Origin of the sequence: Gordonia caeni, assembly GCF_039537105.1 — a bacterium.
Taxonomy (GTDB): domain Bacteria; phylum Actinomycetota; class Actinomycetes; order Mycobacteriales; family Mycobacteriaceae; genus Gordonia; species Gordonia caeni.
On record NZ_BAAAZW010000006.1, the window covers coordinates 150,362 to 174,910 of the forward strand.

General features: G+C 69.7%; 24 protein-coding genes. 21 read left to right on the forward strand and 3 right to left on the reverse strand.

Annotated elements, in window-relative coordinates; genetic code table 11:
- Positions 1–95: 95 nt before the first annotated feature.
- Positions 96–965: an SDR family NAD(P)-dependent oxidoreductase gene (locus tag ABD732_RS11530; RefSeq protein ID WP_344783785.1), complete on the forward strand. Its 870-nt coding sequence runs from the start codon at positions 96–98 to the stop codon at positions 963–965.
- A gap of 5 nt (positions 966–970) precedes the next feature.
- On the opposite strand, the gene ABD732_RS11535 is transcribed toward ABD732_RS11530, so the two are convergent.
- Positions 971–2,011 carry a hypothetical protein gene (locus ABD732_RS11535; RefSeq protein ID WP_344783787.1) on the reverse strand — a complete coding sequence of 347 codons (1,041 nt, stop codon included), beginning with the start codon at positions 2,009–2,011 and terminating at the stop codon, positions 971–973.
- Between the two features lie 6 nt (positions 2,012–2,017).
- Entirely contained in the window at positions 2,018–2,275 is a 258-nt protein-coding gene (locus ABD732_RS11540) for a hypothetical protein (protein WP_344783789.1), read from the reverse strand.
- A 45-nt stretch (positions 2,276–2,320) separates the two neighbouring features.
- On the opposite strand from ABD732_RS11540, the gene ABD732_RS11545 reads away from it, so the two are divergent.
- The 7 genes from ABD732_RS11545 to rho all read left to right on the forward strand — a co-directional run bounded on the left by ABD732_RS11545 (position 2,321) and on the right by rho (position 11,802).
- Entirely contained in the window at positions 2,321–3,163 is an 843-nt protein-coding gene (locus ABD732_RS11545; protein WP_344783791.1) for a shikimate 5-dehydrogenase, read from the forward strand.
- Positions 3,164–3,233: 70 nt separating this feature from the next.
- Positions 3,234–4,901: an arginine--tRNA ligase gene (gene argS / locus ABD732_RS11550; protein WP_344783793.1), complete on the forward strand. Its 1,668-nt coding sequence runs from the start codon at positions 3,234–3,236 to the stop codon at positions 4,899–4,901.
- Between the two features lie 11 nt (positions 4,902–4,912).
- Positions 4,913–6,331 carry a diaminopimelate decarboxylase gene (lysA, locus tag ABD732_RS11555; protein ID WP_344783795.1) on the forward strand — a complete coding sequence of 473 codons (1,419 nt, stop codon included), beginning with the start codon at positions 4,913–4,915 and terminating at the stop codon, positions 6,329–6,331.
- Positions 6,324–7,637: a homoserine dehydrogenase gene (locus ABD732_RS11560; protein WP_344783796.1), complete on the forward strand. Its 1,314-nt coding sequence runs from the start codon at positions 6,324–6,326 to the stop codon at positions 7,635–7,637. Before lysA ends, ABD732_RS11560 begins: the two co-directional genes overlap by 8 nt.
- Positions 7,630–8,730 (forward strand): threonine synthase, encoded by a 1,101-nt coding sequence (gene thrC, locus ABD732_RS11565; RefSeq protein WP_344783798.1) that lies wholly within the window; start codon positions 7,630–7,632, stop codon positions 8,728–8,730. The genes ABD732_RS11560 and thrC overlap by 8 nt, the downstream gene beginning before the upstream one ends.
- A gap of 9 nt (positions 8,731–8,739) precedes the next feature.
- On the forward strand, positions 8,740–9,687 hold the full coding sequence (gene thrB / locus ABD732_RS11570; protein WP_344783800.1) for a homoserine kinase: 948 nt from the start codon (positions 8,740–8,742) through the stop codon (positions 9,685–9,687).
- Between the two features lie 264 nt (positions 9,688–9,951).
- On the forward strand, positions 9,952–11,802 hold the full coding sequence (gene rho / locus ABD732_RS11575) for a transcription termination factor Rho (RefSeq protein WP_344784107.1): 1,851 nt from the start codon (positions 9,952–9,954) through the stop codon (positions 11,800–11,802).
- A 13-nt stretch (positions 11,803–11,815) separates the two neighbouring features.
- On the opposite strand, the gene ABD732_RS11580 is transcribed toward rho, so the two are convergent.
- Complete coding sequence (locus ABD732_RS11580; protein WP_344783802.1) at positions 11,816–12,991, reverse strand: diflavin oxidoreductase; 1,176 nt, start codon at positions 12,989–12,991, stop codon at positions 11,816–11,818.
- 184 nt (positions 12,992–13,175) lie between these two features.
- On the opposite strand from ABD732_RS11580, the gene rpmE reads away from it, so the two are divergent.
- The 13 genes from rpmE to ABD732_RS11645 all read left to right on the forward strand — a co-directional run bounded on the left by rpmE (position 13,176) and on the right by ABD732_RS11645 (position 24,521).
- Entirely contained in the window at positions 13,176–13,388 is a 213-nt protein-coding gene (rpmE, locus tag ABD732_RS11585; protein WP_344783805.1) for a 50S ribosomal protein L31, read from the forward strand.
- 110 nt (positions 13,389–13,498) lie between these two features.
- A complete protein-coding gene (prfA, locus tag ABD732_RS11590) occupies positions 13,499–14,572 on the forward strand; it encodes a peptide chain release factor 1 (RefSeq protein ID WP_344783807.1) in 1,074 nt (357 codons plus the stop codon).
- Complete coding sequence (prmC, locus tag ABD732_RS11595; RefSeq protein WP_344783809.1) at positions 14,569–15,465, forward strand: peptide chain release factor N(5)-glutamine methyltransferase; 897 nt, start codon at positions 14,569–14,571, stop codon at positions 15,463–15,465. Before prfA ends, prmC begins: the two co-directional genes overlap by 4 nt.
- The gene (locus ABD732_RS11600; protein ID WP_344783811.1) at positions 15,462–16,121 is read left to right on the forward strand and encodes an L-threonylcarbamoyladenylate synthase; all 660 of its coding nucleotides are present in this window, start codon (positions 15,462–15,464) and stop codon (positions 16,119–16,121) included. The genes prmC and ABD732_RS11600 overlap by 4 nt, the downstream gene beginning before the upstream one ends.
- The gene (locus ABD732_RS11605; RefSeq protein ID WP_344783813.1) at positions 16,118–17,353 is read left to right on the forward strand and encodes a serine hydroxymethyltransferase; all 1,236 of its coding nucleotides are present in this window, start codon (positions 16,118–16,120) and stop codon (positions 17,351–17,353) included. Before ABD732_RS11600 ends, ABD732_RS11605 begins: the two co-directional genes overlap by 4 nt.
- 10 nt (positions 17,354–17,363) lie before the next feature.
- Positions 17,364–18,569, forward strand: coding sequence for a glycosyltransferase family 4 protein (locus tag ABD732_RS11610; RefSeq protein WP_344783815.1), 1,206 nt, complete (start codon positions 17,364–17,366; stop codon positions 18,567–18,569).
- 9 nt (positions 18,570–18,578) lie between these two features.
- Entirely contained in the window at positions 18,579–19,097 is a 519-nt protein-coding gene (locus tag ABD732_RS11615) for a Cg1360 family ATP-synthase-associated protein (RefSeq protein WP_344783817.1), read from the forward strand.
- A 253-nt stretch (positions 19,098–19,350) separates the two neighbouring features.
- Positions 19,351–20,130: a F0F1 ATP synthase subunit A gene (atpB, locus tag ABD732_RS11620; RefSeq protein ID WP_344784109.1), complete on the forward strand. Its 780-nt coding sequence runs from the start codon at positions 19,351–19,353 to the stop codon at positions 20,128–20,130.
- A 79-nt stretch (positions 20,131–20,209) separates the two neighbouring features.
- Positions 20,210–20,458, forward strand: coding sequence for an ATP synthase F0 subunit C (locus ABD732_RS11625; protein ID WP_005937765.1), 249 nt, complete (start codon positions 20,210–20,212; stop codon positions 20,456–20,458).
- Positions 20,459–20,472: 14 nt separating this feature from the next.
- The gene (locus ABD732_RS11630) at positions 20,473–21,030 is read left to right on the forward strand and encodes a F0F1 ATP synthase subunit B (protein WP_344783821.1); all 558 of its coding nucleotides are present in this window, start codon (positions 20,473–20,475) and stop codon (positions 21,028–21,030) included.
- Positions 21,031–21,045: 15 nt separating this feature from the next.
- Positions 21,046–21,861, forward strand: a complete 816-nt coding sequence (locus tag ABD732_RS11635; protein ID WP_344783823.1) for a F0F1 ATP synthase subunit delta — start codon at positions 21,046–21,048, stop codon at positions 21,859–21,861.
- 61 nt (positions 21,862–21,922) lie between these two features.
- Positions 21,923–23,557, forward strand: a complete 1,635-nt coding sequence (gene atpA / locus ABD732_RS11640) for a F0F1 ATP synthase subunit alpha (RefSeq protein WP_344783826.1) — start codon at positions 21,923–21,925, stop codon at positions 23,555–23,557.
- A 1-nt stretch (position 23,558) separates the two neighbouring features.
- On the forward strand, positions 23,559–24,521 hold the full coding sequence (locus ABD732_RS11645) for a F0F1 ATP synthase subunit gamma (RefSeq protein ID WP_344783828.1): 963 nt from the start codon (positions 23,559–23,561) through the stop codon (positions 24,519–24,521).
- Positions 24,522–24,549 lie beyond the last annotated feature (28 nt).

A 24,549-nucleotide genomic window follows, 5' to 3' on the forward strand; every position in this document is an offset into this window, starting at 1 on the left:
GCGAACCGAGTGCGACAACTCGGGATCATCCGCGCTGGTAACAGGTGTAGACAGTTGTCTAGACGAATGTCTAGCGGGCGGGTAACGTCACGAGCATGAGCCGATACGGACTGCCGGGGCAGGTCGCCGTGATCGCGGGTGCCACCCGGGGGATCGGGCTGGCGGTGGCCCACGCGCTCGCCGGGGCCGGTGTCTCGGTGGTCGTCAACGGCCGGGACCCCGGCGCAGTCGACGACCTGGTCGCGGAGATCTCCGGCGGCGGTGGGAACGCGGTCGGGGTGTGCGGTGCCGCCGGAACACCGGGGGTGGCCGCCGAGATGGTCGCCACGGCACTGCGGACGTACGGGGCCCTCGACATCGCCGTCAACTGTGCGGGTATCGCCGAGCCGGCGGGGTCGACGATCCTGACCATCGGCCACGCCGAGTTCGCCGGCCAGATCGAGGCGCACCTGATGAGCGCGTTCGCACTCACTCAGGCCGCGGCCCGGGTGATGGTGGACCAGGGGGCCGGGTCGATCGTGCTGACCGGATCGGCGGCCTCGCACGGGATGTTCGGCGGAAGCGGGTACCCCGCAGCCAAAGGCGGGGTGAACTCGCTGACCATGGCGGCCGCCGCCGACCTGTGGTCCACCGGGGTGCGGGTGAACGCGGTCCTGCCGGGTGCGCGGTCCCGTCTCTCGACCGGCGACGACTACATCCGGCACATCGAAGGGCTGTACGAGCGGGGGATCCTGGACGAAGGTCTGCGCGATGCGGCGCTCGATCCGGCGCCGCCGGAGTACGTCGCACCGCTGTACGTCTTTCTCGCCAGTGCGGGGTCGCGCGGAATCACCGGCCAGATCTTCAGTGCTGCAGGCGGTTTCATCGGACGCTATGACGAGGCACAGCCGGCCTTCGTCGCCTATCGCGATCACCACGAGGCGGCGCCGTACAGTCTCGACGAACTCGCCGAACTGCTCGGCTGACGCTGTCAGTCGGCCAGAATCTCGGCCACCTCGGCCGAGGCGTAGAACGGGGCGAGCCGAGAGCGCACCGCCCGTTCCAGTTCGCCGCAGGCGGCCGCCGCCGCGAGGACGCGCGGTGCCACCGCCAATGCGCGGTCCACCAGGTCGTCGCGGCCCAGATCGAGGTCGTCCAGCAGCAGCGCGGCGGGATGGTCGGCGTAGGTGCGGAAGAAGCCGTCGATCAGGGCTTCGGCCAGGGCCAGGACGGGTTCGCTCGCGGCGGCGGCGATGCCGATGTCCTGGGCCAGGCCGGCGATCCGCAGCGCGTCGTCGGACGACAGCACGGTCTCGGGCCGGCCCGCCGGCCGGTCGGCGTAGATGTCGAAGACCTCGAGCACCGCCGTGCGCGTCTGCGGATCGTTCAGGGTGGCGATGATGATCTTGTTCAACCGGGTCATCGCGAACTCGGCGCCCTTGGCGGCGGTGTCGCCGAAGAGCTGCTCGAACTGCTCCCCGGTCCGTCCGATCGCCTTGCCGGCCACACTGGTGCCGATCGACATCAGCGAGCCGACGCCGGGGATCTTCTCGGCGACGGCGCGGTTGCCGGCCAGTACGTCGTTGACCAGGCGTGCGACGAACCGGGAGGCGAGCGAAGCCACCAGCGGGCTGCGCGTCAGGTCGTCCAGGATGCGTTCCAGCGACGGGGTCAGCGCCAGTGCCTCATCGGTGAGACGTGCCACGTGCTCGCGGTCGATGAGCTCGCCGAGCGTGTAGTCGTCGGCCGGTCCGGCCCGCAGTACGTCCGCGGCGGTCTCGGCGAACGTGGTCGCGGCGGTACTCGGCGGCACCCGCGTGAGCAGCAGCCGGGCCCCGGACTTCAGTTCTTCGGGATCGATGAGCTCGGCGACGGTGCAGGCGCGGCCGGTGGCGAGCACATCGTCGACCAGGGCGGTGACCAGCTCGCTCTGCTCGTCGCCGGTGAGACGGCCGACCGTCCAACGGACCTGCGCGTCGAGTAGACGGCCGGCAGCCGAATCGGGGGCCGGGGAATCAGGATCAGGCTGCATGGGCTGTCAGTTCAACCCGTCGCGCTTCTTCTGCTCCTCGTACTGTTCGGCCGGATCGACCGAGTACGGGTCCAGGGTGACGATGGGCTGCCCGCCGAACTCGCGGTAGAGGGCGAACGCGGACAGCACGACACCCAGGACGCCGCACGCATAGGTGCTGCCCGGGACCTCGCTCCAGCCGAGATCGACGATGTCGACCATCATCCACACGATCCCGGCGAACCCGAGGGCCACCAGCACGACCAGAAACCCGCTCACACGCATGCGGTGATCATGCCACGGCCCTCGACGCCGCCGTAGGCTCAGATCATGACCGCGCTGCCGGACCCGCCACACGCCCGCGCCCTCGACCGCGACACGGTGCTGTGCGTCTCGCTCGCGGCGCGGCCCTCGAACATCGGCACCCGGTTCCACAACTACCTGTACAACGCGCTTGGGCTGAACTACGTCTACAAGGCCTTCGCGCCCGCGGACATCGCGGCCGCCGTCGCCGGGATCCGCGGCCTGCCGATCCGCGGGGCCGCGGTGTCGATGCCGTACAAGGAGACCGTGATCGACCTGGTCGACGTGCTGGAGCCGTCCGCGGCGGCCATCGATTCGGTCAACACCATCGTCAACGACGACGGCGTCCTGCACGCCTACAACACCGACTACCAGGCGGTCGCCGATCTGCTGGCCGGCTCCGGGTTCGACAGAGCCGGGCCCGTCGCCGTCGCCGGCAGCGGCGGCATGGCCAAGGCCGTGGTCGCCGCCCTGCGCGACACCGGCTTCACCGACGTCACCGTCGTCGCCCGGAATCTGCCGGCCGGGCGGGCGCTGGCGGACCGGTACGGCTTCGCGCACGTCGCGGAACTGCCCGGCGGGGCCCGCCCGCACCTGCTGGTGAACGCCACCCCGATCGGCATGGCCGGCGCCGACGCCGACCGCCTGCCGTTCCCCGAGGCGGTCGTGGCGGCGGCGTCCGCCGGATTCGACGTGGTGGCCCAGCCCGCGCAGACGCCCCTGATCAGCCTCCTGGAGGCCGCCGGCAAGCCGGTGATCAGCGGCGACGCCGTGATCGCCGGGCAGGCTGCCGCCCAGTTCGCGCTATACACCGGTGTGACGCCGTCGCCGGAGCTGGTGCGCCGGGCCGCGGAGTACTCGCGCCGCTGACGGTGGCGCCCCGCCGGGGCAGGCGGCCCGATTGTCCTCCCGGCGGCCGGAAACAATAGGATGGGGAGCCGTGACTCCCACCGATCTCGCCGCCTTGATTCGTGCCACGACGCTGGCCGTATTCGACGCGCACCAGCTGGACGGTTCGCTGGTGCCCGAGACCGTGGTGGTGGAGCGTCCGCGCAACCCCGAGCACGGCGATTACGCCACGAACATCGCCCTGCAGCTGGGCAAACGGGCCGGGATCAACCCCCGCGAGCTGGCCGGCTGGCTGGTGGCCGAACTCCGCGCCGCCGACGGCATCGCCGATGCGGACCTGGCCGGCCCCGGGTTCGTGAATCTGCGGCTGGCCGCCGCCGCTCAGAACGCCACCGTCGGGGTGATCCTCGACGCCGCCGGCGACTACGGCCGCGGCGACGAACTCGACGGCTCGGTGGTGAACCTGGAGTTCGTCTCGGCCAACCCGACCGGCCCCATCCACCTGGGCGGCACCCGATGGGCCGCCGTCGGCGACGCCCTCGGCCGGGTGCTGGCCGCCCGCGGGGCCGCAGTGACCCGCGAGTACTACTTCAACGACCACGGCGAGCAGATCAACCGGTTCGCCCGCTCCCTGGACGCGGCCGCCCGGCACCTGCCCACCCCCGAGAACGGCTACGCGGGGGAGTACATCGACGAGATCGCCGCCGCCGTGGTGGCGGCCGTCCCGGGCGTGCTGGAACTGCCGGACGGCGAGTGCCTGGAGACCTTCCGGTCCCGCGGCGTGGCGTTGATGTTCGACCACATCAAGACCACGCTGCACCAGTTCGGCACCGACTTCGACGTCTACACGCACGAGAACGCGATGTTCGAGCCGGTCGACGGGGGCGGCAGCCTGGTCGACCACGTGATCGGCGAGCTCAAGGCCAGCGACAACCTGTACCAGGCCGAGGGTGCGTGGTGGCTGCGGTCGACAGCCTACGGCGACGACAAAGACCGCGTGGTGATCAAGAGTGACGGCGAGGCGGCCTACATCGCCGGGGACATCGCCTACCTCAAGGACAAGCACGACCGCGGGCACAACCACCTCATCTACATGCTGGGCGCCGACCACCACGGCTATGTGATCCGGCTGAAGGCGGCCGCGGCCGCTCTCGGCTACGACGCCGACAGCGTCGAGGTGCTGATCGGCCAGATGGTGAACTTGGTGCGCGACGGTAAGCCGGTCCGGATGAGCAAGCGCGCCGGCACCGTCATCACCCTGGACGACCTGGTCGAGGCGGTGGGCGTGGATGCGGCCCGCTACGCCCTGATCCGCTCGTCGATCGACGTCAACATCGACATCGACATCGATCTGCTGCGCAAGCAGTCTTCGGACAACCCGGTCTACTACGTGCAGTATGCGCACGCGCGGCTGTGCGCGCTGGCCCGCAACGCCGCCGAGCTGGGCCTGGAGCCGAGCCGCGATCATCTGGACCTGCTGACCGACCCGGCCGAAGGGGAGCTGATCCGCACCCTGGGCGATTTCGGCGACGTGGTCGCCACCGCCGCGGAACTGCGTGAGCCCCATCGGATCCCGCGCTACCTGGAGTCGCTGGCCGGCTCGTACCACCGCTTCTACGCGCACTGCCGGGTGCTCCCGCAGGGCGACGAGGAGGCCGCCGACGTGCACGCCGCGCGGCTGGCCCTGTGCGCCGCCACCCGGCAGGTGCTCGCCAACGGACTGGACCTGGTGGGCGTGAGCGCCCCCGAACGGATGTAGGGAGCAGATCGATGGCACACCCCGCAGGCCCCCGGCACGCCGAGCTCCTGGCCGCACCGCACCTGGCGGAACGGCCGAGCTCACCGGAGGCGATGGCCGAGATTCCGGCGAACGTCTTCCCGTACAACGCTTCCCGCAACGCCGACGGTGTGCTGGAGATCGCCGGCGTCTCGGTCGCCGATCTCGCCGAGCAGTACGACACGCCGCTGTTCGTGTACGACGAAGCCGACTTCCGTTCCCGGTGCGCGCAGATCCGGGAGGCCTTCGCGCCGTACGGCCGCGTGCACTACGCCTCGAAGGCCTTCCTCTCGATGCAGGTGGCCCGCTGGGTGGAGTCCGAGGGACTGTCCCTGGACGTCTGCACGGGCGGCGAACTGGCCATCGCGCTGCGCGCCGGGTTCCCGGCCGAGCGGATCGCACTGCACGGCAACAACAAGAGCGAAGCCGAACTCGATGCGGCGCTGGCCGCCGGGGTGGGGCACGTGGTGCTGGACTCGATGATCGAGATCGAGCGCCTCAACCGCCTCGCCGGCGAGCGCGGGGTGGTCACCGATGTCCTGGTACGGGTGACCCCGGGAGTAGAGGCCCACACCCACGAGTTCATCGCCACCGCGCACGAGGACCAGAAGTTCGGTTTCGCTCTCGCCGGCGCCGCGATGGACGCGGTCCGCGCGGTCTTCGGAGCCGCGAACCTGCGCCTGGTGGGTCTGCACAGCCACATCGGCTCGCAGATCTTCGAGATCGACGGCTTCGAACTGGCCGCGCACCGCGTGCTCACGCTGCTGGCCGACGTGGTCGCCGAGTTCGGCGTGGAGAAGACCAAGCAGATCCAGATCCTGGATCTCGGTGGGGGACTGGGCATCTCGTATCTGCCCAGCGACGACCCGCCGCCGGTGAAAACGCTGGCCGATGCGCTGGGAGCTGTGGTCGAGCGTGAATCGGCGCAACTGGGTCTGCCGATGCCGATGATCGCCGTGGAGCCCGGCCGGGCCATCGCCGGACCGGCCGGCATCACGCTCTACCGGGTCGGCACCGTCAAGGACGTGACCCTGGACGGCAAGGCCACACGCCGCTACGTCTCGGTGGACGGTGGGATGAGCGACAACATCCGTACCGTCCTCTACGACGCCGAGTACGACGTCCGGCTGGTCTCGCGGGAGTCTTCGGCCCGGGCCGTGGTCTGCCGGGTGGTCGGCAAGCACTGCGAGAGCGGCGACATCGTGGTCCGCGACTGCTGGCTGCCCGAGGATCTGGCCCCCGGCGATCTGCTGGCGGTGGGCGCCACCGGCGCGTACTGCTATTCCATGTCGAGCCGTTACAACATGGCGCCGCGGCCCGCCGTGGTGGCCGTGGCCGACGGCCGGGCACGACCGATTCTGCGGCGCGAGACCGTGGAAGACTTTCTGAGCCTGGAGGTAGGCAATGAGTGACACCGTCGCACGCCCCATCGGCGTCGCGGTCCTGGGAATGGGCAACGTGGGCGCCGAAGTGGTGCGCATCCTCACCGACAGCGACGGAGACATTCGCGAGCGCGTGGGTGCCCCGGTGGTGCTGCGCGGCGTCGCGGTGCGCGATGCCTCCGTGCCCCGCGAGGGCGTGGACCCGGCGCTGCTCACCTCAGATCCGTCGGCGCTGGTCGCCCGCGAGGACGTGGACATCGTCGTCGAGCTGATCGGCGGCGTGGAGCTCCCGCGCACCCTGATCCTGGCCGCACTGGAGGCCGGCAAGTCGGTGATCACCGCCAACAAGGCGTTGATGGCGGTGCACGCCGGAGAACTGTCGGAGGCCGCCGCCCGCAACCGGGTAGACCTGTACTTCGAAGCCGCCGTGGCAGGCGCCATCCCGGTGATCCGCCCGCTGACGCAGTCCCTGGCCGGCGACTCGGTGAACCGGGTGGCCGGAATCGTCAACGGCACCACCAACTACATCCTCTCGGAGATGGCCGAGACCGGCGCGGTGTACTCGGAGGTGCTGGCCGAGGCCGGCCGTCTGGGCTACGCCGAGGCCGATCCGACCGCCGACGTCGAGGGCTATGACGCCGCGGCCAAAGCGGCGATCCTGGCCTCGATCGCCTTCCATTCGCGAGTGACCGCCGACGACGTCTACCGGGAGGGGATCACCTCGATCACCCCGGCCGACCTGGAGGCCGCCGCCAAGTTCGACTGCACCATCAAGCTGCTCGCCATCTGCGAGCGCCTCACCGAGGACGACGGCCGGGAGCGGATCTCCGCTCGCGTGTACCCGGCGTTGATCCCGCTGGAGCATCCGCTGGCCACCGTGAACGGTGCGTTCAACGCCGTGGTCGTGGAGTCCGAGAACGCCGGCCGCCTGATGTTCTACGGCCAGGGCGCCGGGGGAGCGCCGACCGCGGCCGCGGTGATGGGTGACCTGGTGATGGCCGCCCGCAACCGCGTGTACGGCGGGCGCGGACCGCTCGAATCCACCTACGCCTCGCTGCCGGTCGCCCCGATCGACGACGTCCAGACCCGCTACTACGTGTCGATGCGGGTCGCCGACCGCCCGGGCGTGCTCGAGCAGGTCGCCGGCGAGTTCGCCAGTCAAGGGGTCAGTATCGCCGCCGTGCGCCAGGAAGGCGCCGGCGAGGATGCCCGGCTGATCGTCGTCACCCACCGCGCCTCCGACCGCGCACAGTCGGAAACCGTTGCCGCACTGGAAGAAATGGACTCCGTCATCAAGGTGTCCAGCGTGCTCCGCCTGGAGGGAACCAATGAGTAAAGCCCGCAGTGATGTCTCCTCCCACGAGCCGGTCCACCGCGGCTGGCCCGGCCTGATCGAGGCCTACCGGGACCGGCTGCCGGTCGGCGACGACTGGAAGGTGGTCACCCTGCTGGAGGGCGGCACCCCGCTGATCGCGGCGCCGTACCTGTCCGAGGTGACCGGTTGCGACGTCTACTTGAAGGTGGAGGGCCTGAATCCGACGGGCTCGTTCAAGGACCGCGGCATGACCATGGCCGTCACCACCGCCGTGAACAACGGCAAGCGTGCGGTGCTGTGCGCCTCGACCGGCAACACCTCCGCCTCGGCTGCCGCCTACGCCACGCGCGCCGGCATCACCAGCGCCGTGCTGATTCCCGAGGGCAAGATCGCCATGGGCAAGCTGGCCCAGGCCGTGGTGCACGGCGCCAAGGTGATCCAGGTCCAGGGCAACTTCGACGACTGCCTGGAGCTGGCCCGCAAGGTGACCTCGGAGTTCAGTGAGATCGAGCTGGTCAACTCGGTGAACCCGGCCCGCATCGAGGGGCAGAAGACCGCCTCCTTCGAGATCGTGGACGTCCTCGGCCGCGCCCCCGACGTGCACGCGCTGCCGGTCGGCAACGCGGGCAACATCACCGCCTACTGGAAGGGCTACCGCGAGTACCACGCCGACGGCGTGATCGACGCGCTGCCGCGCATGCTGGGCGTCCAGGCCGCCGGCGCCGCGCCGCTGGTGCTCGGTGAGCCGGTCACCAACCCGGAGACCATCGCCACCGCCATCCGCATCGGCGCCCCGGCCAGCTGGAACCAGGCCGTGGCCGCCAAGGAGGAGTCCGAGGGACAGTTCCGCGCCGCCACCGACGAGAAGCTGCTGGAGGCCTACCGCCTGCTCGCGGGCAAGGTCGGCGTCTTCGTGGAGCCGGCGTCGGCGGCGAGCGTCGCCGGTCTGCTCGCCGCCCGCGAGGACGGCTGGGTGAAGCCCGGATCGCTGGTGGTGTGCACGGTGACCGGCAACGGACTGAAGGATCCGGACACCGCACTGAAGGACATGCCCCGCGTGGAGGCGATCCCGGTGGACCCGGTGGCCGTCGCCGGCGCCCTCGGCGTGGGATAGTCGGTCTTCATGAGTGCTATCCCCGTCGGCGCGCCCGAAGCGGACCTGCAGCTGGCACCCGGCCTGCGGGCCACGGTGCGGGTGCCCGCCTCGACGGCCAATCTGGGCCCCGGGTTCGACTGTCTCGGCCTCGCGCTGGGTATCTACGACGAGGTCGCCGTCGCGGTGACCGACGGCGGCGTCTGCGTGGATGTGGCCGGTGAGGCCGCGGGCGCCGTCCCGCGCGACGACAGCCACCTGGTGGCGCGCGCGGTGATCCGCGGTCTGGAGTACGCCGGCATCTCGGCGGCGGGGCTGCACCTGGAGTGCACCAACGTGATCCCTCATTCGCGCGGTCTGGGTTCGTCGGCCGCGGCCGTGGTGGGCGGGCTGGCGGCCGCGTCGGCGCTGATGGCGGCCGACGGGCGGCGCCCCGCGCTGACCGAGGCCGAACTGGTGCAGCTTTCCGGCGAGTTCGAGGGACACCCCGACAACGCCGCCGCCAGCGTCCTCGGCGGCGCGGTGGTGACCTGGATGAATCCGGCCGGCGGCTACTACGCGCGCCGGCTGCGTCTGCACCCGTCGATCGTGGCGACCGCTTTCGTGCCGCAGCGCGAGTCGTCCACGGCGGTGACCCGCGGACTGCTGCCGCACGAGGTACCGCGCGCCGACGCCGTCTTCAACGTCAGTCGCGCCGCGCTGGCTGTGGTCGCCATGACCACCGATCCGGAATGCCTGTTCGACGCCACCGAGGACCGGCTGCACCAGGACTACCGGGCCCCGGCCATGCCGGAGACGCATGCGCTGGTGGCCGATCTGCGCCGACGCGGACACGCGGCCACCGTCTCCGGTGCGGGTCCGTCGGTCGTGGTGCTGGGGACGGTGGAGCTGGACGACACCGCCGCCGCGCTGGGGGCCGAGTACGGCTTCGTGATGACGCCGCTGCCGGTCGGCGAGGGTGTCTCCGCGCAGAGTTGACACCGGCGGTGTTACACTGGCACCGTTCCGCCGCGAAGAATTCTGCTCTCGCTTCTTCTCGAGTCTCCGACGCGGCCGTCATTTCATTCAAGAACGGCAGCAGCCCGGGGACCGGTCGCGATCCTCTCGCCGCGGCAGAGCACTGAGAACCTCCACACCACTGCATCCAGTGGGCCCGGCGGCATCTGCCGCGGGAACGAAAGGACATCCGTGACCGATACGGACCTGAGCACTCCTGACACCGCAAAGCGTGGCCTGTCGGCCATGCTGCTGCCGCAGTTGCGCGGCCTCGCCGGTGAGATGGGCATCAAGGGCATCTCGGGTATGCGCAAGGGGGAGCTGATCGACGCCATCCGTGCGCGCCAGCAGAATGCCCCGGACGCCCCGACGGCTCGCACCCGGCCCGCCGAGAAGCCGGCAGCCGAGAAGCCCGCAGCCGAGAAGCCGGCAGCCGAGAAGCCGGCAGCTGAGAAGCCGGCAGCCGAGAAGTCGGCAGCCGAGCAGCAGCGCCCCGACACGCAGGACTCTGCCAAGCAGGACTCCGGCAAGCAGGAGTCGGCCAAGCTGCAGGACTCCGGCAAGCAGGACTCGGGTTCGCAGAGCGGGGACCAGCGGTCGGACGACGACCGCGGCGACCAGTCCGACGGCGGCCGCAACCGGCGCAATCGCGAGAACCGCGGCGGCGAGAACCGGGGCGGCGAGAACCGTGGCGGCGACAACCGTGGCAACGACAACCGCAACGCCGACAAGCAGGGCGGCAACAAGCGCAACCAGAACCAGGGTGGCCAGAACCAGGGTGGCCAGAACCAGAACCAGGGCGGACAGAACCGCCAGGATGACGACGGCGAAGGCGGCGGCCGCCGCCGCGGGCGCCGCGTCCGCGAGCGCAACCGCCGGGGCCGCGACCGCGGCGACGGCGGCCCCGAGCCGCAGCTGAACGAGGGCGATGTCGTCGCCCCGGTCGCCGGCATCCTCGACGTGCTCGACAACTACGCTTTCGTCCGCACCTCCGGCTACCTGCCCGGCCCCAACGACGTGTACGTGTCGATGAACATGGTCCGCCGCTACGGTCTGCGCCGCGGTGATGCGATCACCGGTGCGGTGAAAGTGCCCCGCGAGAGCGGCAACGAGCAGCAGCAGCAGAACCAGGGCAACCAGCGCCAGAAGTTCAATCCGATGGTCCGTCTGGACACCGTCAACGGCGGCGAGCCGGACACCGCGCGCAACCGCCCGGACTTCAACAAGCTGACCCCGCTGTACCCGAATCAGCGGCTTCGCCTGGAGACCACGCCCGACCGCCTGTCCACCCGCGTGATCGATCTGATCATGCCGATCGGCAAGGGCCAGCGCGCCCTGATCGTCTCCCCGCCCAAGGCGGGTAAGACCACGATCCTGCAGGACATCGCCAACGCGATCACCACCAACAACCCGGAATGCCATCTGATGGTGGTGCTGGTGGACGAGCGGCCCGAAGAGGTCACCGACATGCAGCGCAGCGTGAAGGGCGAGGTGATCGCCTCCACCTTCGACCGTCCGCCGTCAGATCACACCACCGTCGCCGAACTGGCCATCGAGCGCGCCAAGCGCCTCGTGGAGCAGGGCAAGGACGTGGTGGTACTGCTCGATTCGATCACCCGCCTGGGCCGCGCCTACAACAACGCCTCCCCGGCGTCCGGCCGGATCCTGTCCGGCGGCGTGGACTCCACCGCCCTCTACCCGCCCAAGCGTTTCCTGGGCGCCGCCCGCAACATCGAGAACGGCGGCTCGCTGACCATCATCGCCACTGCGATGGTGGAGACCGGCTCCACCGGTGACACGGTGATCTTCGAGGAGTTCAAGGGCACCGGCAACGCCGAGCTCAAGCTCGACCGCAAGATCTCCGAACGCCGTGTCTTCCCGGCCGTCGACGTGAACCCGTCGGGTACCCGCAAGGACGAGCTGCTGCTCTCGCCGGACGAGTTCGCGATCATGCACAAGCTGCGCCGGCTGCTGAGCGGCCTGGACAGCCAGCAGGCCATCGACCTGCTGATGTCGCAGCTGAAGAAGTCGCGCAACAACATCGAGTTCCTGATGCAGGTCCAGAAGACCGCGCCGGGTTCGCTCGACAAGGACTGACCCGGCGGGTGAGTCAGTAGACGTCGCGCAGGTAGCGGCCGGCCGAGCGGAGCTCGTCGAGCCGCGCCCGGGCGGCCTCGGCGTCGAGGTCCTCGTAATCGGCGATGATCTGGGCGAGGGCCTCGTCGACGCTCTGTGCCATCGCCTCGGCGTCGCCGCAGACGTAGAGGACGGCGCCGTCGCGCAGCCAGTGATAGATGTCCTCGCGGTGCCCGTCCATCAGGTGCTGGACGTAGACCTTCTCCTCCTGCTCGCGGGAGAACGCCACGTCCAGGCGGTTGAGGACGCCGTCGGCGTGCAGGTCGCTGATCTCCTCGCGGTACAGGAAGTCCTGGTCGCGATGGCGGGCGCCGTGGAAGAGCCAGTTGCGGCCGCTGCCGCCGTCGAGCGCGCGCTGATGCAGGAAGCCGCGGAACGGCGCGATGCCGGTGCCCGGGCCGATCATGATGATGTCGGTGTCCGGTTCCGGCAGCCGGAACGACTTGTTGGGCGTCAGGTAGATGCCCACCGCATCGCCGGGTGCTACCCGGTCGGCCAGAAAGGTCGATGCCGCGCCGCCGCGGTCCCGGCCCTCGCCCCACTCCGCCGTGGCGCGGTGACGGACCGTCGCCGGCGTCAGGTGCAGCGTGTCGCCGTGCACGGCGGGCGCCGAGGAGATCGAGTAGGTGCGCGCCACCAGCGGCCGCAGTTCGCCGAGCAGAGCCTCCGGGGTCGGTGCCCAATCCGGTTCCAGATTCAGCAGGTCCAGGACGTCGCGGCCGCGCGCCCAGGCGTCGAGCACCGGGCGTTCGGCGGCCAGCAGGTCTGCGGCGGTCCGGTTGCCCAGAGCGGTCGCCAGATGGTCGAGCAGATACTGCGAGACCGAGGTGATCTCGAAACCGTGCGTCAGCGCGTTCTCGAGAGTCTGCGATCCCTTCCGATCGGTGATCTCGGTCTCGGGCGGTACGCCGAGGCGCTCGATGATGGCCCCCACCAGTGACGGATCGTTGGCGGGCAGCACCGAGACCGCATCGCCGGGCTGGTAGTCGAATCCGGCGCCGCTGATGTCGAGAATCAGGTGCCGCACCTCCTTCTCGCTCTCCGGTGCGGTCAGCAGGTTGTTCTCGATCACCTGCGCCGGGAACGGATTGCGCCGCGACCACCGCGGCTTGCGGGCGGGGCGGGACGGGGCGGCGTTCTCGGAGGTCATGGGTGACAGGCTCCCTGGGGTCGACGGCGGTGCTGCACTGCACAGGTTAGTCCGCCGCCGGCCGGACAGGATTTAGCGGCCACCGGTGGACTGTGGAATAATCGATCGGTCAGTCCGGTTCCGGTTCACATCGGGGTTCTTCGAGCACGATGACCCGGCGGCCACACGATATTAAGGACACACCATGAAGCAAGGCATCCATCCCGAGTACCGGGAGACCACCGTCGTCTGCGGTTGCGGCAACACCTTCGAGACCCGCAGCACCGCCGAGGAAGGCCGGATCACGGTCGAGGTCTGCTCGCAGTGCCACCCGTTCTACACGGGCAAGCAGAAGATCCTCGACACCGGCGGTCGCGTCGCCCGCTTCGAGAAGCGGTACGGCAAGCGCACCAAGTAGCTCTCTGGCGGCGCCCGGCTCGGCGATCATCCGATCGCAGGCCGGGCGTCGTCTTTTTCCCGTACTGAGCACAGTCCAGAACGAGCAGCCACTTCAGGAGTGAACCACAGGTGAGCAGGCAGGCAACCGCGATCGACGACGTCCTCGCCGAGCACGCGGGGCTGGAGCAGCAGCTGTCCGACCCGGCGCTGCACGACGATCCCGCCAATGCGCGCCGCGTGGGCAAACGCTTCGCCGAGCTGGCGCCGGTGATGTCGACCTATGCCAAACTGGTCGCCGCCCGCGACGACCTGGAGGCCGCCCGCGAACTCGGCGAAGCCGACGCCGCCTTCGCCGAGGAGGTGCCCGCCCTCGAGGCCGCCGTCGCCGAGCTGGACGCGACCCTCACCGATCTGCTGGCACCGCGCGATCCGCACGACGGCGACGACGTGGTGCTGGAGGTCAAGTCCGGCGCCGGGGGCGAGGAATCGGCGCTGTTCGCCGCCGACCTGGTCCGCATGTACCTCAAGTACTGCGAGCGGCACGGCTGGAAGGCCACTGTGCTGGGGACCACCGAATCCGATCTCGGCGGCTTCAAAGAGGCGACGCTGTCGATCAAGGCGCGCGAGGCCTCCCGCGACGGCGTCTGGTCGCGTCTGAAGTTCGAGGGCGGTGTGCACCGCGTGCAGCGCGTGCCGGTCACCGAGTCGCAGGGCCGCATCCACACCTCGGCCGCCGGAGTGCTGATCTACCCCGAGCCGGACGAGACCGACGAGGTCGCCATCGACGAATCCGATCTGCGGGTGGACGTCTACCGCAGCTCCGGCAAGGGCGGACAGGGCGTGAACACCACCGACTCGGCGGTCCGGCTGACGCACCTGCCCACCGGCATCGTGGTGACCTGCCAGAACGAGCGGTCCCAGCTGCAGAACAAGGCGCGGGCCATGCAGGTGCTCGCCGCCCGGCTGCAGGCCGCGGCGGAGGAGGAGAAGGCCGCCGAGGCGGCCGCCGGCCGCGCCGCGCAGATCCGCACCGTCGACCGGTCCGAGCGCATCCGCACCTACAACTTCCCGGAGAACCGGATCACCGATCACCGGATCGGCTACAAGGCCAACAACCTGGACTCGGTGCTCGCCGGCGACCTGCAGGCCCTCCTCGACGCGCTGGTGGAGGCCGACCGGCAGGCGCGCCTGGCGGTCGAGTGACGCCGGCCGAACGCACCGGCGCCACCGGCCTGCGCACCGCGGCGGCCCGGCGGCTGGCGGCGGCCGGCATCGATTCGGCCGCCGGTGAGGCCGCCGCGCTGCTGGCGCACGTGCTCGGCATCGCCCCGGGCCGGCTGGTGCTGGTCGATCAGGTGGACCTGGGCGACGCCGAGGCCTTCGAGGCGCTGATCGCCCGGCGCGCCCAGCGGATCCCGCTGCAGCATCTGACCGGACAGGCGTACTTCGCGGGACTGGAACTGGCCGTGGGGCCCGGGGTCTTCGTGCCGCGGCCGGAGACCGAACTGCTGGCCGATTGGGCGGTGCGGACCGCCGCGACGATGCCCGACGGCCCGCTGCGGGTAGCCGATCTGTGCGCGGGCAGCGGCGCCCTGGCGCTGGCGGTGGCCGCCGCGGTGCCGCGCGCGCAGGTGGTGGCCGTCGAACGCGCACCCGCGGCACTGGAGTATCTGCGCCGCAACGTCGCCGCACAGCCCGCGGCGGTGGCCGGGCGGGTGCACGTGGTGGCAGGCGATGCGCTCGACCGCAGCGGCTGGCCGCAGCCGTGCGACCTGATCGTCAGCAATCCGCCGTACGTTCCGGCCGCGGCGCCCGTCTCCGACGAGGTGGCGCACGACCCGGCCGAGGCGGTCTTCTCCGGTGACCACGGCATGGATCTGATCACGGCGATGGTGCCGGTGATCGCGGCGGCACTGATCCCGGGAGGCGCGGTGGCGGTGGAACACGACGACACCGCCGCGGTCCGGACCGCAGCCGTCTTCGCCGCCGACGGCCGGTTCACCGACGTGGTGAGTCACGACGATCTCGCGGGACGCCCGCGTTATGTCACCGCGCGACGGAACGGTGCCGGCGCCGTGCAAGGATGGAACGCGTGAGCGCCGTCTTCGACTGCAGTGACCCGCAGGAACGAGCGGCCGGACTGCACGCGGCGGTAGGCGCCGCGCGCGGCGGCCGCCTGGTGGTCCTGCCCACCGACACCCTCTACGGCCTGGGCTGCGATGCCTTCGATGCCGAGGCCGTCGCCGCCCTGCTGGCCGCCAAACATCGCGGCCGCGACATGCCGGTGCCGGTCCTGGTGGGTTCCTGGCACACCTTCGACGGACTGGTGCAGCGGGTCAGCCCGCAGGCGCGCGAACTGGTGCAGTCGTTCTGGCCGGGCGGACTGAGCCTGGTGGTGGAGCAGGCCCCGTCCCTGGCCTGGGATCTGGGGGACACCGACGGCACCGTGATGCTGCGCATGCCCTTGCACCCGGTGGCCGTGGAGGTGCTGCGCGAGGTGGGGCCGATGGCCGTCTCCTCCGCGAACGTCTCCGGCGGCCTGCCCGCGGCCACCGTCGCGCAGGCGCGTGAGCAGCTCGGCGATTCGGTCGCGGTCTACCTGGACGGGGGACCGGCCGATCACGCCGTAGCCTCCACCATCGTCGATCTGACCGGGGAGCACCCGGTGGTGCTGCGCGAGGGCGCGGTCTCGGTCGACGAGATCGCCGAGGTCCTCGACCTCGACCCCGACGACCTGAGGGGGACGCGGTGACCGACGCCGACGAAGCGCTGGCCGCCGCCGACCCGACCTTGTCCGGCCTGATCGGGCGCGAGAGCGCGCGCCGCCGCGCCGGCCTGCAACTGCTGGCCGCCGAATCCTGCGCCACCCCGGCCGTCCGGGCGGCGATGGGGTCGGTGCTGTCGGACAAGTACGCCGAGGGCTACCCCGGGCGCCGTTTCCACGGCGGCTGCGAGGTGGTCGACGAGGTGGAGGAGCTGGCCCTCGGGCGGGCTCGGGAACTGTTCGGCGCCGAGTACGCCAACGTGCAGCCCCTGTCGTGGGTGCTGGCCAACCTGGCGGTGCTGGCCGCCTTCGCCAAGCCGGGCGATCCGCTGCTGTCGCTGAGTCTGCAGCACGGCGGACATCAGAGCCACGGCTCGCGCGCCAACTCCTCCGGCCGCTGGTTCACCGTGACCAACTACGGCGTGCGCCGCGACACCGAGCAGGTGGACTACGACAAGCTCGCCGAGCTCGCGATGATCCATCGGCCGCGCATCATCGTCGCCGGCGGCACCGCCTACACCCGCACCTGGGACCTCGCGCGGCTGCGCGTCATCGCCGACGAGGCGGGCTGCATCCTGTGGGTCGACGCCGCGCACCTGGCCGGACTGTCCGCCGGGGGAGTGCTCACCTCACCGGTCCCGTACGCCGATGTGGTCACCGTGGCCACCAACAAGGTGATCCGCGGTCCGCGCGGCGGCCTGCTGCTGGCGCGCGCCGAGCACGGCGCCGCCCTCGATCGCGCGGTCTACCCGTTCCTCCAGGGGGCACCCGCGATGCACGCGATCGGCGCCAAGGCCGTCGCCTTCGCCGAGACCGCGACCCCGGCCTACCGCGACTACGCGAGTCAGGTCGCGGCCACCGCCTCCGGTCTGGTGGGTGCGCTGGCCGAGCGCGGCCTGCGGCCGGTGAGCGGCGGCACCGACACCCACCTGGGCATCGTGGAAGTCGGTTCGCTGGGGGTCAGCGGACGCGAGGCCACCGACCGCCTGGCGGCCAGCGGCATCATCGTCGACAAAGCGGTGACCCCGTTCGACACCGCGCCGGTCGCGGCGGGCTCGGCCATCCGTTTCGGGACCGCGGCCGCGGTGTCCGGCGGATTGCGCGCCGAGCAGACGACGGCGGTCGCCGACCTGATGATCGCGGCGATGACCACGCCGCGCAGCGACCAGGCCCGACACGACGCCCTCGCGCGCGACGTCGCAGCGCTGGGTGCGCAGTAACTTGGGTGGTGTGAACGGATCCGGGAACGGCGCGGCGCTGCTGGCGCTGGAGTCCGTCGGCGGCACCGGTGTGCCGCTGCGCGAGCTGGCCCTGGTGGGTCTGACGGCGGCCGGCATCACCTACCTGATCACCTCGCTCGTGCGAGTCTTCGCCGTGCGGGCCGGCGCCGTCGCAGTCCCGCGCGAACGCGACGTCCACCTGATCCCGACGCCCCGCCTCGGCGGGGTCGGCATGTACGCGGGCGTGGTGTGCGCCATCGCGCTGGCCGCGCAGCTGCCCGCCCTCAATCGGGGGTTCGCCTACACCGACGAGATGATCGCGGTGGTCACCGCGGGCCTGGTGATCGTCCTGGTCGGCGTGATCGACGACCGCTGGGGCTTGGACGCGCTCACCAAGTTCGCCGGTCAGGTGACCGCCGCCGGGGTCCTGGTGGTGATGGGTGTCAGCTGGTATCTGCTGTACGTGCCGTTCGCCGACATCGGCACGGTGGTTCTCGATCCGCTCCAGTCGGGGTTGCTGACCGTCCTCATCACCGTCACCACCATCAACGCGATCAACTTCGTCGACGGCCTGGACGGACTGGCCGCCGGCCTGGGCCTGATCGCCTCGATCGCGATCCTGATCTTCTCCCTCGGGCTGCTGCACGACCAGGGCGGCGACGTCAACTACTATCCGCCGGCCCTCATCACCACGGCGCTGGCCGGCGCCTGCCTGGGGTTCCTGCCGCACAACTTCTCCCCGGCGCGCATCTTCATGGGCGACTCCGGCGCCATGCTGATCGGGCTGATGCTGGCGGCGGCGTCCACCAGCGCCTCGGGGCGGCCGGCGCGCAGCGCCTACGGCACCGCCGACCTTTTCACGCTGCTGTCCCCGCTGATCCTGGTCGCGGCGGTGGTCTTCATCCCGATCCTGGACATGGTCCTGGCGGTGATCCGCCGGACCCGGGCCGGTGTCGGCTTCGCCACCCCGGACAAGATGCACCTGCACCATCGGCTGCTCGAGCTGGGGCACTCGCAGCGCCGCGTCGCGCTGCTCATCTACCTGTGGGTGGGGGTCCTGGCGCTGTCGGTGGCCGCCTGCACGCTGTTCTCGCCGCTGACCGTCGCCCCGTTCTTCGCCGGCGGTCTGCTGATCGCCCTCGCCGCCACGTTCGCGCCCCGGCTGAGCCGGCGGCGGAACCGGGCCGAACGTGACCGCAGCCTCGCCACTCGATAGCCTTGCCACGTGTCCACCAACGGCGATACCTCAGACCAGGCTCCCGACGCCGACGCCGGAGCGGAGACGGCGGAGACCGTCTACGACTCCCTCGCACCCCTGAAGAACGGCCTGCGGTACGGCCTGCTGGGGCTCCTGGTGCTGACGCTGATCGGGCTGCTGGTCTGGTGGCCCCTCTCCGGCCTGCCCGGAGTGTGGGGCGTCCTCATCGGCGCCGGCGTCGGCGGCACCTTCATCCTGCTGACCGTGGTCACCATCATGGCCACCGGCAACCTCTCGCCATCGGTCACCATGGCCGCGGTGATGGGCTCGTGGTTCCTCAAGATGGTGGTGGTCCTGGTGGTCATGGCCGTCCTGTCGAACATGGACTTCTATTCCAAGGGTGCACTGGTCAGCATGCTGATCGGCGCCATCATCGCAGTCCTGGGTTCGGAGGTGTGGGGCGTGCTGACCACCCGCACGCCGTACGTGGACCCCGAATCGTCCTCGGCCGCCACCGATCGCGACACGGCGACCGGTGAGAAGTGATCAGCGCCATACCGATCCCGCTGACCTGCTACTACAGCCGATAGTAGTGCCGCTCGGAAGGGTTCGTCCCGGGTCTGACCGGGACCTGATTCGTTGCCGAGGGTAACCACTTGATAAAGTTCACCTCGCACGACGATCCTGGAAAGCAACGCTCAACGGCGCTGCCGAGGGTTCGTGCCCGCACAGATTGCCGATCGAACCGAGAGTCCGAACGACTCCCTGGTCCCGAACACGGGAGAGAACGCTGAGCGTCATCCTTGCCGCCGACGAGTTCCATGCGCCGACTCTGGCCGATTTCTTCCCGGAGGCCGTGGCCTTCGCAGGAACGCCTTTCGCGCTCGACCGCCTGATGATCATGCGGCTGGTGATCGCCGCGCTGGTCGCCCTTGTGTTCGCCCTCGCGATGCGCAGCCCCAAGCTGATCCCGCGCGGTCTGCAGAACGTCGGTGAGAACGCCCTGGACTTCGTCCGGATCAACATCGCCGAAGAGATCCTCGGCAAGGAGAACGGCCGCAAGTTCTTCGCCATCATCGCCTCGATCTTCTTCGCCACCTTCTTCCTGAACCTCTCGTCGATCATCCCGTTCCTGAACATCTCCTCGAACGCGCGAATCGGCATGCCACTGGTGATGGCTGCGGTCGCCTACATCACGTACCTCTGGGTGGGCATCGCCAAGTACGGCTTCTTCGGCTTCGTCAAGTCGTCGATCGTGTTGCCCGGCGTCCCGATGGCCATCCAGCCGCTGCTGATTCCGATCGAGTTCATCTCGACCTTCATCCTGCGCCCGTTCACGCTGACGGTCCGACTCATGGCCAACATGCTGGCCGGCCACATCATGCTGGTGCTGTTCTTCGCAGCCACCCAGTTCTTCCTGTTCAGCGGTACCTGGCACGTGATCTTCGCGCCGTTCTCGCTGATCGCAGGTATCGGCTTCACGCTGTTCGAGCTGATGATCATCGTCCTGCAGGCTTACATCTTCGCCCTGCTGACGGCGGTCTACATCGACCTGTCGCTGCACGCCGACCAGCACTAGACCACCACCGACACCACACAGACTGACTCACTCGTCCGCCCGGGCGGGGAGCCACCAAGAAAGAAAAGGGAATCGAAAGATGAGCTACATCGCCCAGACTCTCGCCGACACCACCACCACCTTCGAGGGTTCCGGCTTCGGTGCCATCGGTTACGGCTTGGCCGCCATCGGCCCGGGCATCGGCGTGGGCATCGTGGCCGGCAAGGCCATCGAAGGTATCGCGCGTCAGCCCGAGCTGGCCGGCCAGATCCGCACCACCATGTTCCTCGGTATCGCACTGTCCGAGGCGCTGGCGCTGATCGGTATCGTCGTCGGCTTCATCTTCTGATCTGAGCCATCGACATGATCAACACCACTGAACTGTTCCTCGCCGCCGAAGGCGAGTCGCAGAACCCGCTGCTCCCGCAGTGGTACGACATCATCTGGTCGTTGGTCGCCTTCGCCGTCGTCCTCTTCGTCTTCTGGAAGTACGTGGTCCCGCGTTACCAGAAGGTGCTGGACGAGCGTCGAGAGACCATCGAAGGCGGCATCGAGCGCGCCGAGGCCGCACAGGCCGAGGCCAACGCTTCGCTGCAGGCCTACCGCGAACAGCTGGCCGGCGCCCGTGAAGAGGCCGCCCAGATCCGCGAGGAAGCTCGTACCCAGGGAACGCAGATCATCTCCGACATGAAGGCCCAGGCCACCACGGAGAGCGATCGGATCATCGCCAACGGCGCAGCCCAGCTCGCAGCCCAGCGTCAGCAGGTCGTCTCCGAACTGCGCGGCGACGTCGGCCGTCTGTCGGTCGATCTGGCTGAGAAGCTGGTCGCCGCCGAACTGTCGGACGAGGCCAAGCAGGCCGGCACCGTCGATCGATTCCTCGCCGAACTCGACGACGTCGCCGACGAGACCGCGAAGTAAAGGACTGTCAAGTAGATGTACGCAGCGTCAAGCCGTGAGGCCCTCGCCGGTGCCCGCGTCGAACTGGAAGCCGCACTGCGCGGCGTGACGAGTGACGAAGCGGTCACCGTCGGTGACGAATTGCTGTCGGTCGCCGAGACCGTCTCCGGCGATCGTTCGCTGCGTACCGCTCTGGCCGACTCGGCCACGTCGCCCGATGCCCGCGCGGCGATCGCCCGCGGGCTGCTGGACGGCAAGGTCGGCGACCTCACCCGGCAGACGGTGGCCTCGGCCGCCGCCCGCCAGTGGTCCAGCGACGCCGATCTGGCGTCGGCGCTGACCGCTCTCGGGCGGGAGGCCATGCTCCTGGCGGCGAAGGAGGCCGGGCGCCTGGACACCGTCGAGGACGAGCTGTTCCGGCTCGGCCGGACCGTCAAGGACAACACCGAGCTCGAGCAGGCGCTCTCCGACCGTGCGCGGTCGGAGGCCGACCGCGGCGGGTTGCTGGTCACCCTGATCGGCGGCAAGGTGGACGATGTGACCCGGCGGCTGGCCGTCCAGGCGGTGGTGACCAGCTCGGAGGCTCCCGGTGACGCCATCGACGAGCTGTCCGCACTCGCCGCGGCCGCCAACGGCCGCAAGGTCGCGTACGTGACGTCCGCCGGGGAGTTGTCGGCCGCTCAGCGCACCGCGCTGGCCGACAAGCTGTCCGGCATCTTCGACGCGCCGGTCACCCTGCACGTCGATGTCGATCCCGAGCTTCTCGGTGGTGTCGTGGTCCGCGTGGGCGACGAACGCATCGACGGAAGCACCGCCGGCAAGCTGGCGGCACTTCGCCGCAGCCTGCGGTGACCACCCAAGCAACAACGATTCCCAGACCCTTTAAGAAAGCCCAGGAAGAGCAGGCAGGAATATGGCCGAGTTGACCATCTCCTCCGATGAGATTCGGAGCGCGATCGCAAATTACACCGAGGAGGTGCGCGGGGAGGCCACTCGTGAAGAGATCGGCCTCGTCACCGACACCGGCGACGGTATCGCTCACGTGAGCGGGCTGCCCGGCGCCATGGCGAACGAGCTGCTGGAGTTCCCGGGTGGAATTCGCGGCGTCGCGCTGAACCTCGACCTGGACCAGGTCGGTGCCGTCATCCTCGGTGACTACGAGAACATCGAAGAGGGCCAGGAGGTCAAGCGGACCGGCAACGTGCTGTCCGTGCCGGTCGGCGACGCCTTCCTGGGCCGCGTCATCAACCCGCTCGGTCAGCCGATCGACGGCCTCGGCACCATCGACGCCGAGTCCGAGCGCGTGCTGGAACTGCAGGCCGCTTCGGTGCTCGAGCGCCAGCCGGTCGAGGAGTCCCTCGCCACCGGTATCAAGGCCATCGACGCGATGACCGCCATCGGCCGCGGCCAGCGCCAGCTGGTGATCGGCGACCGCAAGACCGGCAAGACCGCGGTCTGCATCGACGCCATCCTGAACCAGAAGGACAACTGGGCGACCGGCGATCCGGACAAGCAGGTCCGCTGCATCTACGTCGCGATCGGCCAGAAGGGCTCGACCATCGCCGGCGTCAAGACCGCGCTGGAAGAGGCCGGTGCGATGGAGTACACCACCATCGTCGCCGCCCCCGCCTCCGACTCGGCCGGCTTCAAGTGGCTCGCCCCGTACACCGGCTCGGCCCTCGGCCAGCACTGGATGTACCAGGGCAAGCACGTTCTGATCGTGTTCGACGATCTGTCGAAGCAGGCCGAGGCCTACCGCGCGATCTCGCTGCTGCTGCGCCGCCCGCCGGGCCGCGAGGCCTACCCGGGTGACGTCTTCTACCTGCACTCGCGGCTGCTGGAGCGTTGTGCCAAGCTGTCCGACGAGCTGGGCGGCGGCTCGATGACCGGTCTGCCGATCATCGAGACCAAGGCCAACGACGTCTCAGCGTTCATCCCGACCAACGTCATCTCGATCACCGACGGCCAGGTGTTCCTGGAGTCGGACCTGTTCAACAAGGGCGTCCGCCCCGCGATCAACGTCGGTATCTCGGTCTCCCGAGTCGGCGGTGCCGCGCAGACCAAGGGCCTCAAGGACGTCTCCGGGTCGCTGCGTCTGGAACTGGCGCAGTTCCGTGAGCTGGAGGCCTTCTCGGCGTTCGCTTCGGACCTGGACGCCGCGTCGAAGGCGCAGCTCGAGCGCGGCGCCCGCTGGGTGGAGCTGCTCAAGCAGGATCAGTACAGCCCGGTCGCCGTCGAAGACCAGATCGTCTCGCTGTACCTGTGCGGTGAAGGCTTCATGGACACCGTGCCGGTGGCCGACATCCGCCGCTTCGAGTCCGAGCTCCTGTCGGACCTGCACCACAGCGCCAAGGACGTCTACGCCAACATCGCCGGCGGCAAGAAGCTCTCGGACGAGGACAAGAAGGCCCTGGCGACCGCCACGGACAACTTCAAGGCCGGCTTCATCGCCGCCGACGGCAGTCGCGTGGTCGAAGTGGCCGCCGACCCGCTGGCCGCTGAGGACGTCGAGTCCGAGACGATCCGAGTGACGAAGAAGACGAAGTAGCATGGCGACCATTCGGGAGCTGCGTTCGCGGATCCGGTCGATCCAGTCGACCAAGAAGATCACCAAGGCGCAGGAATTGATCGCGACCTCGCGGATCACCAAGGCGCAGGCCCGGGTAGCTGCTGCCCGGCCCTACTCCGAGGAGATCACCGAGGTGGTCGCCACGCTGGCCAGCCGTGCGAACCTGGCCGATGTGGCACTGCTGAACGAGCGGCCCTCGCCCAAGCGCGCGGCGGTCCTGGTGGTCACCAGTGACAGCGGTCAGTGCGGCGGCTACAACGCCAACGTGCTCAAGGAGACCGAGGAGTTGCTCTCGCTGCTCCGCTCGGAGGGCAAGGAACCGGTGCTTTACGTCTTCGGGCGCAAGGGGATCGGCTACTACACCTTCCGGGACCGTCCGATCGCCGGCAGCTGGTCGGGCTTCTCGCAGCAGCCGGTCTTCGCCGACGGTGCACCCGCGGTGCACCATCTGGTGGACCTGTTCCTGGCCGGCTCGGGCACCGAAGTGGAGCTGCCCGACGGCAGCGGCCAGATCGATGGCGTCGACGAACTGCACATCGTCTACACGCGCTTCGTGTCCATGCTGACTCAGCAGCCGGTGGTGCGCCGGATGGCGCCGATCGACGTCGATTTCGAGCTGGAGCAGCTCGACCTCGGCAGCGACATGCTCGACGAGTCGCCGGCGGCGGCCGGGGTGCAGGCCGACATCGAGTTCGAGGGTGACAGCCCCAATGAGCTGCTCGACGCCCTGCTGCCCAAGTACGTCGCAGCGCGGATCTTCGCCGCGCTGCTGGAGGCCGCGGCCTCGGAGAGTGCGGCGCGACGGACCGCCATGAAGGCGGCCACCGACAACGCCACGGAGCTGGAGCGGACGCTGAGCCGTCAGGCCAACGCGGCCCGCCAGGCGCAGATCACCCAGGAAATCAGCGAGATCGTCGGCGGCGTCGAAGCGCTCGCGCACTGACCAGACATATCGAGGAAAGAGAAGAAAC

What these genes read in the sequence shown, in the direction of transcription:
- ABD732_RS11540 (WP_344783789.1), bottom strand. Translation starts at nt 2,275, where the DNA reads ATGCGTGTGAGCGGGTTTCTGGTCGTGCTGGTGGCCCTCGGGTTCGCC.
- ABD732_RS11545 (WP_344783791.1), top strand. Translation starts at nt 2,321, where the DNA reads ATGACCGCGCTGCCGGACCCGCCACACGCCCGCGCCCTCGACCGCGAC.
- thrC (WP_344783798.1), top strand. Translation starts at nt 7,630, where the DNA reads ATGAGTAAAGCCCGCAGTGATGTCTCCTCCCACGAGCCGGTCCACCGC.
- ABD732_RS11560 (WP_344783796.1), top strand. Translation starts at nt 6,324, where the DNA reads ATGAGTGACACCGTCGCACGCCCCATCGGCGTCGCGGTCCTGGGAATG.
- lysA (WP_344783795.1), top strand. Translation starts at nt 4,913, where the DNA reads ATGGCACACCCCGCAGGCCCCCGGCACGCCGAGCTCCTGGCCGCACCG.
- ABD732_RS11580 (WP_344783802.1), bottom strand. Translation starts at nt 12,991, where the DNA reads ATGACCTCCGAGAACGCCGCCCCGTCCCGCCCCGCCCGCAAGCCGCGG.
- ABD732_RS11635 (WP_344783823.1), top strand. Translation starts at nt 21,046, where the DNA reads ATGTACGCAGCGTCAAGCCGTGAGGCCCTCGCCGGTGCCCGCGTCGAA.
- rpmE (WP_344783805.1), top strand. Translation starts at nt 13,176, where the DNA reads ATGAAGCAAGGCATCCATCCCGAGTACCGGGAGACCACCGTCGTCTGC.
- ABD732_RS11535 (WP_344783787.1), bottom strand. Translation starts at nt 2,011, where the DNA reads ATGCAGCCTGATCCTGATTCCCCGGCCCCCGATTCGGCTGCCGGCCGT.
- ABD732_RS11530 (WP_344783785.1), top strand. Translation starts at nt 96, where the DNA reads ATGAGCCGATACGGACTGCCGGGGCAGGTCGCCGTGATCGCGGGTGCC.
- atpA (WP_344783826.1), top strand. Translation starts at nt 21,923, where the DNA reads ATGGCCGAGTTGACCATCTCCTCCGATGAGATTCGGAGCGCGATCGCA.
- rho (WP_344784107.1), top strand. Translation starts at nt 9,952, where the DNA reads ATGCTGCTGCCGCAGTTGCGCGGCCTCGCCGGTGAGATGGGCATCAAG.
- ABD732_RS11625 (WP_005937765.1), top strand. Translation starts at nt 20,210, where the DNA reads ATGAGCTACATCGCCCAGACTCTCGCCGACACCACCACCACCTTCGAG.
- ABD732_RS11645 (WP_344783828.1), top strand. Translation starts at nt 23,559, where the DNA reads ATGGCGACCATTCGGGAGCTGCGTTCGCGGATCCGGTCGATCCAGTCG.
- ABD732_RS11630 (WP_344783821.1), top strand. Translation starts at nt 20,473, where the DNA reads ATGATCAACACCACTGAACTGTTCCTCGCCGCCGAAGGCGAGTCGCAG.
- thrB (WP_344783800.1), top strand. Translation starts at nt 8,740, where the DNA reads ATGAGTGCTATCCCCGTCGGCGCGCCCGAAGCGGACCTGCAGCTGGCA.